Raw genomic sequence first — 13,533 nt, 5'->3', positions numbered from 1 at the left:
CAACGCGCCCATCAACGCACCCGTGAACGCGCCCATGAAGGCGTCCTTCACCAACCGTCCCCCCTGCACCGTGCTGCGCCACGAGAACCGGCCCGTCGGTACGTACGTCCACCGGCCGCAGCTCGCCGGGACGCCCGCCCCGCGCCCCTTTCTGCACCCGGTACGGACCCTCGGCGGCGTCACCGTCACCGACCAGCCGGGCGTGTCCATGGCCGTGCCCGACGCCTACGGCGGCCAGCGTCACCTGGGCTGGCTGCTGCGCGACCCGGACGGATTCGTGGAGGAGCTGTCCTGGGGCGGCGCGGGCGGACGGCACCTGCTGCTGGAGCGGCGCACGGTCGCGGTGCGGCCCCTGTCGGCGGGGTGCTGGGCGCTGGACTTCACCACGGCGCTCACCAATGTGAGCGGCCAGGAGATCGGCGTCGGCGGCGCCGGTTCCGGGTCCGGCGGGGGCTTCTTCTGGAGCGCGCCGCGCCGTCCGCAGCCGCCACGGGTCTTCAGCGCGGGCGGCGAGGGCGAGGCCGCCGTGGACGGGCGGTGCGCGGACTGGGTGGCGCTGGCCGCCGAGGACTGGACGCTGGTCTTCGCCGGGGCGACCGGCGACACCCGCTCCGCCCCCTGGTACGTGCGCACCGGTGAGCACCCTGGCGTCGGCTCGGCCCTGGACACCCGGAGGCGGCCGCTGACGATCGCCCCCGCCGACACCGTGACCCGGCGCGTCGTCACCGCCGTCGTGGACGGATGCCTGGGTCGGGACGAGGCGGCGCGGATCGCGGGGCAGCTGTCGGACAAGGGAGCGGCCGTATGAGCGGACCCGTATGGCGGGCCGATCTCGGCGACGGCACGTACCGCAACCCGGTCCTCGACGCCGACTGGTCCGACCCCGACGTCGTCCGCGTCGGCGAGGACTACTACCTCACCGCCTCCAGCTTCGGACGCGCCCCCGGACTGCCCGTCCTGCACTCCCGGGACCTCGTCAACTGGCGCGTCCTCGGACACGCCCTGGAACGGCTCGAACCCGCCGGCGCCTTCGCCCTCCCGCGCCACGACTGCGGGGTCTGGGCGCCCAGCATCCGCCACCACGACGGCCGCTTCTGGATCTTCTGGGGCGACCCCGACACCGGCGTCCACCAGATCAACGCCCGCGACCCGCGCGGGCCGTGGAGCGCCCCGCACCTGATCAAGCCGGGCAAGGGCCTGATCGACCCCTGCCCGCTGTGGGACGAACACGGCAACGCCTTCCTCGTCCACGCCTGGGCCAAGTCCCGCTCCGGCGTCAACAACCGGCTCACCGGACACCGCATGAGCCCGGACGGCCGGGAACTCCTCGACGACGGCCGCGTCATCGTGGACGGGGACACCATCCCGGGGTGGTTCACCCTGGAGGGGCCCAAGCTCTACCGGCGCGACGGCTGGTTCTGGATCTTCGCCCCGGCCGGTGGCGTCGAAACCGGCTGGCAGGGCGCCTTCCGCTCGCGGGACTTCTTCGGCCCGTACGAGGAGCGGACGATCCTGGCCCAGGGCCGCACCGACGTCAACGGCCCGCACCAGGGCGCCTGGGTGGACACCCCGGAGGGCGAGGACTGGTTCCTCCACTTCCAGCATCGCGGCGCCTACGGGCGCGTGGTGCACCTCCAGCCGATGCGATGGGACGACGCGGGCTGGCCGGTGGCGGGCGACGAGGGCGAGCCGGTGGCGTGGTACCGCAAGCCGAAGGGGACCACGGCGGAGATCCAGGCCCCGGCCGTGGACGATGTCTTCCCCCAGGGCCGGTACGGCCCCCAGTGGTCCTGGACGGCCAACCCCGCGGCGGGCTGGACGACCGCGCACGACGGCTCCGGGCTGTGGCTGACGTGCCACCGGGCCGATGCGGCCGAGGACTTGCGGAAGCTGCCGAACGTCCTGGTCCAACGCCTGCCCGCCGAGTCCTTCACGGTCACGGCCGACCTGGCGCTGGAGAGCGAGGCCGTGGGCGCCAAGGCCGGGCTGGCGGTGCTGGGCGACGCGTTCGGCTGGATCGGCCTGGAGCGGGCGGCGGACGGCGTCCGCCTGGTCCACCGCTTCGCCGGCGTGAGCATGGAGCGCGAACGCGACGCGGAACACCCCCGCCCGGCCCCCGCCGCCCGGGCCCGCCTCCGTATCGAGGTCGCGCCCGGCGCGCGGTGCCGCTTCTTCGCCGACACGGGCGACGGCTTCCGCCCGTCGGGGCCCGTCTTCGCCGCCACGCCGTGGCGGTGGGTGGGCGCCCTGCTGGGCCTGTTCGCCGCCGCCCCGCCGGGGCGCGGCGCGGCGGGCCACGCCACCTTCGCCGACTTCCGGGTGACGGACGGAGCCGAGTGATGGAGATGTCCCCCACCCCGCCCCTCCCCGAAACCGTGGGCTCCGCCCAGGACGCGGCGGGGCCGCGCGACGTCGCCGTGCTCCTCGGCACCGGCAGGCACCGCGCGGACACGACCATCGTCCACGACACCCCCGCCGAGTACGGCGCATCCACCGGCAGCGCCACCGTTGTCATCGCGGCGAGCGACGTCACGGCCCGCCACCCCATCACCGCCGCGAGCACCTGGAAGGGCAACCCCCACGGCTTCCTGATCACCCGCGGCCGCGTCGTGAGCGACGCGCCCGATCAGACCTTCCACCTCGGGCGCCCGTGGCACCCCGGCGGGGAGCCGGACGCGGTCGCGCAGGTGCTCATCCGCGATACGCGCCTCCCCGCCGCGGTCAAGTCCGCCCCCTGGACGGACATGAGCGGATTCCCGTGGCAGGAGGCCCGCTTCACCGAGTACCGCAACACCGGACCGGGCGCGGCGGGGCCGGATCCCGCCGCCGGACGGCCGCAGATGAACGAGGCCGACGCCGCGCACCACGAGGTCGCCGACTACCTCGCGGGGACGGACGGCCGGGCACCCCAACAGACCAGGAGACGCGCATCATGAAGCAACCATCCCCGCACCACAGAGCCGCCGCGGCCGTCGCCGTCGTCCTCAGCCTCGCGTTCACCGCCACCGCGTGCGGTGACGACGGGTCGACCACCGGGGAGGAGGGGTCCGGCAAGGGCACGATCACGTTCTGGGACAACAACGGCGGCCCCCGGACGGCGGTCTGGAAGAAGATCATCGCCAAGTTCGAGGCCAAGAACCCGGACATCAAGGTCAAGTACGTTCCTATTCCGATCACGAACGTGCAGTCGAAGTACGACACGGCCATCCAGAGCGGTGGCGACAGCCTCCCCGACGTCGGTGGCGTCGGCACCGCGTACCTGGCGAACATCGCCGCCCAGGGGGCCCTGGACCCGGTCACCGACCGCATCGAGGACAGCCCTCTCAAGGGCAAGCTGATCAAGAACATGGTGGACAGCGTCCGCGCGGCCGGCGGGGACGACGAGGAGCTGTACTCCGTACCGACCTCGGCCAACCAGGGCACCCTCTGGTACCGCACCGACCTGTTCACGTCGGCGAACCTCCCCGCCCCGACGACCTGGGACGCCTTCTACAAGGCCGCCGAGAAGCTGACCGACAAGGGCAGGAACAAGTTCGGCTTCACCCTGCGCGGCGGCGCGGGCTCGATCGCCCAGGCGCTGGACATGATGTACGCCCAGTCGGGGATCTCCTCGTTCTGGGACGGCGACAAGACGACGCTGAACGACCCCGAGAACGTCGCGGCGCTGGAGAAGTACGTCGCCCTCTTCAAGAAGGTCACCCCCGCCGCCGACCTGAACAACGACTTCGCCAAGATGGTCGCCCAGTTCGACCAGGGCGACATCGGCATGCTCCAGCACAACCTGGGCAGTTACGTCGACCATGTGAAGCAGCTCGGCAAGGACAAGATCGCGGGCATACCGCTGCCGCCGTCCCGGGCCGGGTCGGCGCGCACGATCGTCTCCAACCCGGTCGACGGCCTCGGCCTGTTCAAGGCGAGCAGGAACAAGGCGGCCGCCTGGAAGTTCATCGAGTTCGCCGCCTCCCCGGAGATGAACAGCCTCTGGAACGAGGACGTCGGCGCGATCCCCGCCAACATCGGCGCCGCCGACGACGAGTGGATCAACCAGGCGCCGCCGACCAAGGCCGCCCTGGAGTCGCTGAACGACCCGCGGACGAAGGTCGTCCAGCTGCCGTACCACCTCCCGGACTGGAACAACATCAGCAAGGCCGACAACGAGCCCGCTTTCCAGAAGGTGCTGCTGGGCCAGATGACCGCCAAGGCCTTCTGCGACAAGGTCGCCGGGGAGCTGAACAAGGCCCAGGCCGACTGGAAGAAGCACCGGAAGTAGCGGTTCCCGCGCGTGTACGGGGCGGCCGCACCGCACCGGCGGCCGCCTCGGCCCCGCCTCGTACGAAAGGTCTCGTCATGTCCCTGACCCGAAGACGCGCGGCCGCGTCCCTCGCCGGGCTGCCGCTCGCCCTCGCCGCCCCCGGCGCGGTGGCGGCCGCCGCCACGAAGGCCCGCACCACCGTCTACCTCGCGGGCGACTCCACCGCCGCGACCAAGCAGCCCACCGCCGCGCCCGAGACCGGCTGGGGCATGGCCCTGCCGTTCTTCCTGGCCGGCGACCGCTTCACGGTCGCCAACCACGCCGTCAACGGCCGCAGTTCCAAGAGCTTCTACGACGAGGGGCGGCTCACCCCCATCCTGGCCGCCCTCCGCCCCGGCGACCTGCTCCTCGTCCAGTTCGGCCACAACGACGAGAAGACCGAGGACCCGGCGCGCGGCACCGATCCGCAGACGACGTATCCGCGGTATCTGCGGCTCTACCTCGACGGCGCGCGCGAGCGCGGCGCGCACCCCGTGCTGCTGACCTCCGTGGAGCGCCGCAGGTTCGACGCGGCGGGCAACGCCCTGCCCACCCACGGCGCCTACCCCGACGCCGTACGCCGCCTCGCCCGCGCCGAGCGGGTGCCGCTGGTCGACGTACAGGCGTCCAGCCTCGCGCTGTGGCAGCGGCTCGGACCCGTGGCCACCCAGGGCTGCTTCAACTGGCTGCGGCCGGGGGAGTCGCCCAACTACCCGGCCGGGGTCCAGGACAACACCCACTTCCAGCCGCACGGCGCGATCGAGGTGGCCCGGCTCGTCGCGCGCGAGCTGGCGGCCCGGCGGGTGCTGCGGCCGGGCGATGTCCGGCGGCTGGACGCCGCGATCCCGGACAGCTGGATCACCTGGTAGCCACCCCCCTTCCCCGTCCCCCGTCTCCAGGAGCCACCATGTTCAGACGTCATGCCCGCGTGGCCGCCGTGCTCGGCTGTGCCGCACTCGCCCTCGGCGTGGCCCAGGGCCCGTCGGCGGCCGCCCGGACGCCCCAAAACGGCGCCCTCCCGGCCGGTGACGGCTGGGCCTCCGCCGACGGCGGCACGACCGGCGGCTCAGCAGCCGACAAGGCGCACACCTTCACGGTCACCAACCGGGCCGAGCTGGTGAAGGCCCTCGGCGACGGCGACCCGGCCCCGAGGCTGATCTACGTCAAGGGAACGATCGACGCCAACACCGACGACGCCGGGAAGCCGCTGTCCTGCGCCGACTACGCGACCGACGGCTACTCCCTGGACGCGTACCTCACCGCGTACGACCCGGCCACCTGGGGCAAGGCCGCCCCGTCCGGCCCGCAGGAGGACGCCCGCGCCGCGTCCGCCGCCCGGCAGTACGAGCGCGTCGAGCTGAAGGTCGGCTCCCACACGACCATCCTCGGCGTCGGCCGGAACGCCAGGCTGCTGGGCGCGAGCCTCCAGATCCGGGGCGTGGACGACGTCATCGTCCGCAACCTCACCTTCGAGGACGCCTTCGACTGCTTCCCCGCCTGGGACCCGACCGACGGCGACGACGGCAACTGGAACTCCGAGTACGACAACCTGGTCGTCCACGGCTCCACGCACGTCTGGGTCGACCACAACACCTTCACCGACGGCCGCCGCCCCGACAGCGCCCAGCCCAGCTACTACGGCCGCCTCTACCAGCAGCACGACGGTGAACTGGACGTGGTGCGCGGCGCCGACCTGGTCACCGCCTCCTGGAACGTGTTCGCCGACCACGACAAGACGCTGATGATCGGCAACAGCGACAGCGCGGGCGCCACGGACCGCGGCAAGCTCCGTGTCACGCTCCACCACAACCTGTTCAAGAACATCGTGGAGCGCGCGCCGCGCGTGCGGTTCGGCAAGGTCGACGCGTACAACAACCACTTCGTCGCGCCCCGGAGCGGCTACGCGTACAGCTGGGGCGTCGGCGCCGAATCCCAGCTCTTCGCCGAGGCCAACGCCTTCACGGTGCCGTCCTCCGTCGACCCCGCGAAGATCATCAAGAAGTGGAAGGGCACGGCACTGACCGCGAAGAACAACGAGGTGGGCGGTAAGCCGGCCGATCTCCTCGCCCTCCACAACGCGGGCGTCCCCGATGAGCAACTGGGCGGCGACGCGGGCTGGACCCCGAGCTTGCGCACGCGCGTCGACGCGCCCCGCGCGGTGCCCGGCATCGTCGGCAAGGACGCGGGCGCGGGCCGCCTCTGACGCCTCGCCGGCACCCTGAGCGGGGGAGACCGGGCGTCAACCGGCCCCGCCCGGCCTCCCCCTTCCCCGCCGATGTTGTGGTCAACTCCAATTGGACTGCCGGGCAATGCGGGTCGCAGAATGATCAACAGTTGCCATGGCCTATCGCTGGACGATCGTGATTCCGTAATCTGAGAATCTCCAGACGGCGGCAACCTAATCTGGATCGGCGGCAACTACGCCATGGAGCGGGTCGTTCAGGATCCCACGGCCCGCTCTCTCGACGCAGAACAGGAGTTGCCATGAGAGTGAGGCGAAGCCGCGGTCGCCACCGCCGTCGCAAGGACCGCACCCTGTCGCTCGGGAGCGCCGTGATCGTGGCCTCCGCCGTGGCCGGGGTGTACCTGACCGCCTCGCCCGAGGGCGCGAGCGCCGTTCCGACCACCGTCTACGTGGCGCCCGGCGGCGACGACAGCCAGGCGGGCACCCCGGCAGCTCCGTACCGCACGCTGGAGAAGGCCTTCGCCGTGGCCAAGCCCGGCACCACCATCGAGGTGCGCGGCGGTACGTACTACCCGACCCGGACCCTGCGCAGCTCCGTGAGCGGCACCGCCGAGGACCGCGTCCGGCTGCGGCCGTACCGGGGCGAGAAGGTCAGGGTCGACGGCTCCCGGCTCCGCGAGGGCGCCTCCCTGCTCTCCCTGAGCGCCGACTACTGGACCGTCTCCGGCCTCGAACTGCGCAACGCCCCCGGCGGCGGCCTGGTCTGCACCTCCTGTTCGCGCGGCGTCTTCAACAACCTCACCACGCGCGGCAACGGCGACACCGGGTTCACCCTCCGCGGCGACCACACCGACGGCAACCTCATCCGGAACCTGGACTCCTACGGCAACCACGACGACGCCAGCGGCGGCAAGAGGGCCGACGGCATCGCGATCACCCATGGCTCCGGCTCCGGGAACGTGATCACCGGGTCGCGCTTCTTCGACAACAGCGACGACGGCCTCGACCTGTGGATGTGGGCGAGCCCCGTCGCCATCGACCACTCCTGGGCCTGGGGCAACGGCATCAACCGCTGGGGCATCCGCGATTTCGAGGGCGACGGCAGCGGATTCCAGCTCGGCGCCGACACCGACGCGGCGCCCACCCCCGCCCATGTCGTCCGGGCGTCCGCCGCCTGGAAGAACTCCAAGAACGGCTTCGCGGCGGGCGGCAACACCGGCGCCCTGCGGCTGCTGCGCACCACCGCCTACGCCAACCAGGGCCGGGGCTACTCCTTCCCCGACTCCCGCGTGCTGCTCCAGCAGAACCTCGCCGTGGCCAACGAGCGCGGCAAGGCCGACACCGGGGAGTCGGCGGTCTCCCGGGGCAACAACTGGAACCCCGACGCCTCGATCACCCCGCCGTTCGTGTCCACCGAACCGGGCACGGCGTACGGCGCCCGGCGGCAGGACGGCTCGCTGCCCGTCACCAGCTTCCTCGTGGTCGCCGGTGATACGGAGGTCGGCTCGGCCATGAACTGAGCGCCGCCGCCGGGCGGACGAAGGCCCGGCGGGCGGTGAAGCGGCTCAAGGGGCTCAAGCGGCTCAAGGGGCTCAGGAGTGGCCCATGATGGCCCGGGGGCGGTAGGGGGCCTCCAGGCGGGCGATCTCGTCGTCGTCGAGGGTCAGGTCCACCGCCGCCACCGCGTCCTCCAGATGGGACAGCTTCGTGGCGCCGACGATCGGCGCCGTCACGGCGGGGCGGCTCAGCAGCCAGGCCAGGGCGACCTGGGCGGGGGAGACGCCGCGCTCCCCGGCGACCGCGCGCACCGCGTCGACGATGTCGAAGTCGGCGTCCGCGTACCACCGTTCGACCAGGGGGTCGTTGGCGGCCCGGGTCGTGGAGCCGGTGCGGTCCCGGTCGCGGGTCCCGGCCAGCAGGCCGCGCGCGAGCGGGCTCCACGGGATGACGCCGACGCCCTGGTCCAGGCAGAGCGGGTTCATCTCCCGCTCCTCCTCCCGGTACAGCAGGTTGTAGTGGTTCTGCATGGAGACGAACCGCGTCCAGCCGTGCGTGTCGGCCGTGTGCTGGGCCTTCGCGAACTGCCACGCGTACATCGAGGACGCGCCGATGTAGCGGGCCTTCCCGGCGCGCACCACGTCGTGCAGCGCCTCCATCGTCTCCTCGACCGGCGTCTCATGGTCGTAGCGGTGGATCTGGTACAGGTCCACGTGATCGGTGCCAAGACGCCGCAGCGAGGCGTCGATCCCGGCCAGGATGTGCTTGCGCGACAGCCCCCGGTCGTTGGGGCCCGGGCCCATCGGGTGGTAGACCTTGGTGGCCAGCACATAGTCGTCGCGCCGCGGGAAGCACTCGGCCAGCAGCTCGCCGGTGATCTCCTCGCTGCGGCCGACCGCGTACATGTCGGCGGTGTCGAAGAAGGTCACCCCGCTCTCCACCGCCCGCCGCACGATCGGCCGGGACGCGTCGAGGTCCAGCTGCCATGCCCGGTACGAGGGGTCGCCGTAGCTCATCATGCCCAGACAGATCCGCGACACCTTGATCCCCGACATGCCCAGTCGCGCGTACTCCACGGCGGTCTCCTCTCCCGGCCCCTGACAGCCGCCTCGGCTTCGGCCGGTCACAGGAGACCACTGACGCACGCCCGATGTCAGCCCCTCGGGGCAGGCGGGTCAGAGGCGGCGTGTGGCGAGGGTGAGGCGGTCGCGGGCGTCGAACAGCGCGTCCTTGATCATCTGCTCATGGGTCGCGGTGAGCCGGGCCACCGGCACCGAGCAGCTGATGGCGTCCCGGGACGGGGTGCGGTACGGGATGGCGATGCCGAAGCAGCGCAGGCCCAGGGTGTTCTCCTCGCGGTCCACCGCGTACCCCTGCTCGCGGATGAGGTGCAGCTCCTCGATCAGCTGCTCGCGGTCGGTCAGCGTGTGCTCGGTGAGCGGGCTCAGCGTCTCCGGGAGCAGCTTGCGCACCTGCTCGTCGGTGTACGTGGCCAGCAGCGCCTTGCCCAGCGAGGTGGAGTGGGCCGGGAGGCGGCGGCCGACGCGGGTGAAGGGGCGCAGATAGTGCTGGGACTGGCGGGTGGCGAGGTAGACCACGTTGGTGCCGTCGAGCCGGGCGAGGTGGATGGTCTCGGTGGTGTCGTCCGAGAGCCGGTCCAGGGTGGGCCGGGCCGCGGCCACGACCTCGTCGCCGTCGATGTACGACGTGCCGACGAGCAGCGCCCGCACCCCGATGCCGTACCGGGTGCCGGTCGCGTCCGTCTCCACCCAGCCCAGCTCGACCAGGGTGCGCAGCAGCATGTAGAGGCTCGACTTGGGGTAGCCCACGGCCTCCTGCACGGATGCCAGACTGTGCATGCCGGGCCGTCCGGCGAAGAACTCCAGCAGTTCGACCGTGCGGACCGCCGACTTGACCTGGGCCCCGCCCGTCTCGGCAGCTGTCATCGCCTTGACCCCTCTGTTCGACCAGCCATAGAGTCCCGATGGAATTCATCAACCGGGACAGCGTTCAGCATATCGAACAACAGTCGATGTGCGAGACGCAAGAAGCGGTAACACAGCAGGAGGAATCCGCGGTGTCAGCACCAGTGTGGAGCGTCGACCCCCGAACCGGAAAGCAGCGTGAGCAGGTAGCGGTCGAAGCCACGGCGGAGGAGGTCGACAAGGTGGTGCGGGCGGCCGACGCCGCACGCGGCTCCCTCGCCGACCGTACGGTGCGCGCCGCCTTCCTGCGCACCGCCGCCGATCTGCTCGACGAGGCCCGTGACACGATCGTCGAGGCCGCCGACGCCGAGACCGCGCTCGGCCCGGCCCGGCTCACCGGCGAGCTGGCCCGGACCAGCTACCAGCTCCGGTCCTTCGCGAAGATCGTGGACGAGGGCGCCTTCCTCGACGTCCACGTGGACCACGCCGACGCCACCCAGACCCCGCCGTGGCCCGATCTGCGCCGCTACAAGCTGCCGCTGGGCGTCGTCGCCGTCTACGCCGCCAGCAACTTCCCGCTCGCCTTCTCCGTGCCCGGCGGCGACACCGCCAGCGCCCTCGCCGCGGGCTGCCCGGTCGTCGTCAAGGCGCACCCCGACCACCCCGCGACCTCCGAGGTGGCCGCATCCGCGCTGCGCCGCGCCGCCGAGCGGCACGGGCTGCCCGCCGACGTGATCTCCGTGGTGCACGGCTTCGAGGCGGGTATCGAGCTCATCAAGCACCCGCTGATCGCCGCCGCCGGGTTCACCGGCTCGATCCGCGGCGGCCGCGCCCTCTACGACGCCGCGGCCGCCCGGCCGGTGCCGATCCCCTTCCACGGCGAACTGGGCAGCCTCAACCCGGTCGTGGTCACCGAGGCGGCCGCCGCCGAGCGCGGCGACCAGATCGGCTCCGGGCTCGGCGGTTCGATGACGCTGGGCGTGGGCCAGTTCTGCACCAAGCCCGGCTTCGTGCTGGCGCCCGCGGGCGCGGCCGGTGACGCGCTGGTCAAGTCGCTCACCGAGGCCGTCAGCAACACCGACGCCGGGGTCCTCCTGGACCACCGCATGCGCGACAACTTCGTCGCCGGGGTCAAGGAGCGCGCCGAGCTGGCGGACGTCGAGGCCCCGGTGACCCCGGGCTCCGGCGGCGAGCACAGCGTCAGCCCCGGCTTCCTCACCGTCCCGGCCGCGCGCCTCGCCGAGCAGGGCCCGCACGATGTGCTGCTGGAGGAGTGCTTCGGCCCGGTGACCGTCGTCGCCCGGTACGAGAACGACGCCGAGATCACCGCCGTCCTCGGCCGCCTCCAGGGCAACCTGACCGCCACCGTCCAGATCTCCGCCGCCGAGGCCGAGGGCACCGAGGGCCGGGCCGGTGAGCTGATCGCCGAGCTGACCCCGCTCGCGGGCCGGGTCCTGGTCAACGGCTGGCCGACCGGCGTCGCCGTCGCGCCCGCCCAGCACCACGGCGGCCCGTACCCGGCGACCACCTCCACCTCCACCTCGGTCGGCGGCACCGCCATCGAGCGCTGGCTGCGGCCGGTCAGCTACCAGGACACCCCGCCCGCGCTGCTCCCGCCGGAGCTGCGCGACGACAACCCGCTCGGGTTGCCCCGCCGGGTCAACGGCATCCGGGAACAGCAGGGCTGACCCCCCTCCGGTGACGGCACGGCCGTCGGGCGCGCGGACCTGTCCCGCGCGCCCGACGGCCGCCGCGCGTTCCGGGACCGGAACGGATCCCGGGCGGGAACGGATCCGGGGCGGAACGGATCCGGGGCGGGAAGGAATCCGCGGCTCCGGTGGTTGATTCCCGCATGCGCGTAGAAATCTGGTCCGACATCGCCTGCCCGTGGTGCTACATCGGCAAGGCCCACTTCGAACAGGGCCTCGCCGCCTTCGAGCACCGGGACGAGGTCGAGGTGGTGCACCGCTCGTTCGAGCTGGCCCCGGACAGCCCCTGCGGCGAGACCTCCCCGGTCCTCGACATGCTCGCGTCGAAGTACGGCGTCCCGCGCGAGCAGGCCGAGGCCATGGAGGCACGCGTGGCCCGGGCCGCCGCCGACGCCGGGCTCGGCTGGCACCCCGGCCGCGACCACGGCAACACCTTCGACCTCCACCGGCTGCTGCACCTCGCCAAGGACCGCGGCCGCCAGGGCCGCCTGCTCGACCTGCTCCTCACGGCGCACTTCGCCGAGGAGCGCTCCGTCTTCGACCCCGCCACGCTGGTCGCCCTCGCCACCGACGCCGGGCTCGACGCCGAGGAGGCGCGCGCGGTGCTCGCCGACGAGAGCCGTTACGCCGACGCCGTACGGGCCGACGAGCGCGAGGCCGCGGAGCTGGGAGCGAACGCCGTGCCCTTCTTCGTCCTCGACCGCCGCTTCGGGGTCTCCGGCGGACAGCCGGCCGAGGTCTTCACCCGGGCGCTGACCCAGGCGTGGGAATCGTCGCAGGTCAGCGAGGACGCATAAGCATCCCTGGGGGGCACTCTGCAGAGATGTGTGATGGACGCCGGGGTGGGCCCGCCCCATAGTGGATGGTCATGGAGAGCCTGGCGGGCGCCGAGTTCGCGCCACAGACGACGTACCTCAACACCGCCTCCAGCGGTCTGATCCCCGCACGTTCCGTGGCCGCCATGAAGGCGGCCCTCGACGACGCGGCCGCCGGCGGCCGCGTCACCGACATGGCCTTCGAATCGGTCGAGGAGACCCGCGCCGCCTACGCCCGGCTGGCCGGCGTACCGGCACGGCGGGTCGCGACGGGCGCCTCGGTCGCCGTATACGCCGGACTCATCGCCACCTCGCTGCCGCCCGGCGCCGAAGTCCTCACCGCCGAGGGCGACTTCAGCTCCCTGGTCAACCCCTTCGCCGTACGCCGCGACCTCGTGCTGCGCAGCGCGCCGCTGGAGGAGCTGGCGGACGCGGTACGGCCGGATACCGCGCTGGTCGCGGTGAGCGCTGTCCAGTCGGCTGACGGCCGGATCGCCGACCTCGACGCCATCCGGGACGCCGCCCGCGCGCACGGGGCGCGCACCCTGGTCGACCTCAGCCAGGCCGCCGGATGGCTGCCGGTGAGCGCCGGAGCCGACGACTTCACCGTGGCCATCGGCTTCAAGTGGCTCATGGGCTCGCACGGCACCGCCTTCCTCACCGTGCCCGACGACCTGGGCGGCCTCACCCCGGTCTTCGCGGGCTGGGTCGCGGGGGAGGAGCCGTGGGACAGCTGCTACGGGCCGGTGGCCGAACTGGCCCGGTCGGCGCGGCGCTACGACGGGGCTCCGGCCGTCTTCGCATACGTCGCGGCCCGCCATTCGCTCGCCCTGCTCCACGAACTGGGCACCGAGGCCGTGCACGCCCACAACAGCGCCCTCGCCGACCGCTTCCGCGCCGGGGCCACCGGCCTGGGGCACACCTGCCTGCCCGCGCCCGGCTCGGCGATCGTCTCCGTACCGGGGCTCGGCGAGGCCGCGTCCCGGCTGGCCAAGGCGGACGTGCAGGTGTCGGCGCGCGCCGGGAACCTGCGCGCCGCCTTCCACCTCTACAACACCCCCGCCGACGTGGACCGCCTGCTGGAGCTGCTGCCCGGCGTCTGAGCGCGGCT

The 13,533-nt window shown here is 72.7% G+C and carries 11 protein-coding genes and 1 pseudogene; 10 read left to right on the top strand and 2 right to left on the bottom strand.

Annotated elements, in window-relative coordinates; translation table 11 throughout:
- The first annotated feature begins 34 nt into the window (after positions 1-34).
- The 7 genes and pseudogenes from ASC60_RS23585 to ASC60_RS23555 all read left to right on the top strand — a co-directional run bounded on the left by ASC60_RS23585 (position 35) and on the right by ASC60_RS23555 (position 7,996).
- Positions 35-808, top strand: coding sequence for a DUF6807 family protein (locus tag ASC60_RS23585; protein ID WP_055554421.1), 774 nt, complete (start codon positions 35-37; stop codon positions 806-808).
- On the top strand, positions 805-2,340 hold the full coding sequence (locus ASC60_RS23580; RefSeq protein ID WP_055554156.1) for a glycoside hydrolase 43 family protein: 1,536 nt from the start codon (positions 805-807) through the stop codon (positions 2,338-2,340). Before ASC60_RS23585 ends, ASC60_RS23580 begins: the two co-directional genes overlap by 4 nt.
- Positions 2,341-2,417: 77 nt before the next feature.
- Positions 2,418-2,936, top strand: a pseudogene (locus ASC60_RS23575) (pectate lyase); the annotation flags it as partial.
- On the top strand, positions 2,933-4,270 hold the full coding sequence (locus ASC60_RS23570) for a sugar ABC transporter substrate-binding protein (protein WP_055554151.1): 1,338 nt from the start codon (positions 2,933-2,935) through the stop codon (positions 4,268-4,270). The pseudogene ASC60_RS23575 and the gene ASC60_RS23570, both read left to right, overlap by 4 nt.
- A gap of 77 nt (positions 4,271-4,347) precedes the next feature.
- Positions 4,348-5,160 carry a rhamnogalacturonan acetylesterase gene (locus ASC60_RS23565; protein WP_055554150.1) on the top strand — a complete coding sequence of 271 codons (813 nt, stop codon included), beginning with the start codon at positions 4,348-4,350 and terminating at the stop codon, positions 5,158-5,160.
- A 38-nt stretch (positions 5,161-5,198) separates the two neighbouring features.
- Positions 5,199-6,494 (top strand): polysaccharide lyase family 1 protein, encoded by a 1,296-nt coding sequence (locus ASC60_RS23560; protein ID WP_055554148.1) that lies wholly within the window; start codon positions 5,199-5,201, stop codon positions 6,492-6,494.
- Positions 6,495-6,775: 281 nt separating this feature from the next.
- Positions 6,776-7,996 (top strand): right-handed parallel beta-helix repeat-containing protein, encoded by a 1,221-nt coding sequence (locus ASC60_RS23555; protein WP_079038569.1) that lies wholly within the window; start codon positions 6,776-6,778, stop codon positions 7,994-7,996.
- A 72-nt stretch (positions 7,997-8,068) separates the two neighbouring features.
- On the opposite strand, the gene ASC60_RS23550 is transcribed toward ASC60_RS23555, so the two are convergent.
- Together ASC60_RS23550 and ASC60_RS23545 are read right to left on the bottom strand one after the other, a co-directional pair.
- Positions 8,069-9,049: an aldo/keto reductase gene (locus ASC60_RS23550; RefSeq protein WP_055554144.1), complete on the bottom strand. Its 981-nt coding sequence runs from the start codon at positions 9,047-9,049 to the stop codon at positions 8,069-8,071.
- A gap of 99 nt (positions 9,050-9,148) precedes the next feature.
- A complete protein-coding gene (locus ASC60_RS23545; protein ID WP_055554143.1) occupies positions 9,149-9,919 on the bottom strand; it encodes an IclR family transcriptional regulator in 771 nt (256 codons plus the stop codon).
- A 131-nt stretch (positions 9,920-10,050) separates the two neighbouring features.
- Between ASC60_RS23545 and ASC60_RS23540 the strand changes: the two genes are divergently transcribed.
- The 3 genes from ASC60_RS23540 to ASC60_RS23530 all read left to right on the top strand — a co-directional run bounded on the left by ASC60_RS23540 (position 10,051) and on the right by ASC60_RS23530 (position 13,525).
- The gene (locus ASC60_RS23540; protein WP_055554141.1) at positions 10,051-11,586 is read left to right on the top strand and encodes an aldehyde dehydrogenase (NADP(+)); all 1,536 of its coding nucleotides are present in this window, start codon (positions 10,051-10,053) and stop codon (positions 11,584-11,586) included.
- Between the two features lie 164 nt (positions 11,587-11,750).
- On the top strand, positions 11,751-12,404 hold the full coding sequence (locus ASC60_RS23535; RefSeq protein WP_055554138.1) for a DsbA family oxidoreductase: 654 nt from the start codon (positions 11,751-11,753) through the stop codon (positions 12,402-12,404).
- A gap of 71 nt (positions 12,405-12,475) precedes the next feature.
- A complete protein-coding gene (locus ASC60_RS23530) occupies positions 12,476-13,525 on the top strand; it encodes an aminotransferase class V-fold PLP-dependent enzyme (protein ID WP_199831031.1) in 1,050 nt (349 codons plus the stop codon).
- The last annotated feature ends 8 nt before the right edge of the window (positions 13,526-13,533 follow it).

It is taken from the genome of Streptomyces sp. NBRC 110028 (assembly GCF_001417735.1).
GTDB lineage: Bacteria > Actinomycetota > Actinomycetes > Streptomycetales > Streptomycetaceae > Streptomyces.
This window is presented reverse-complemented; position numbering and strand designations above follow the sequence as displayed.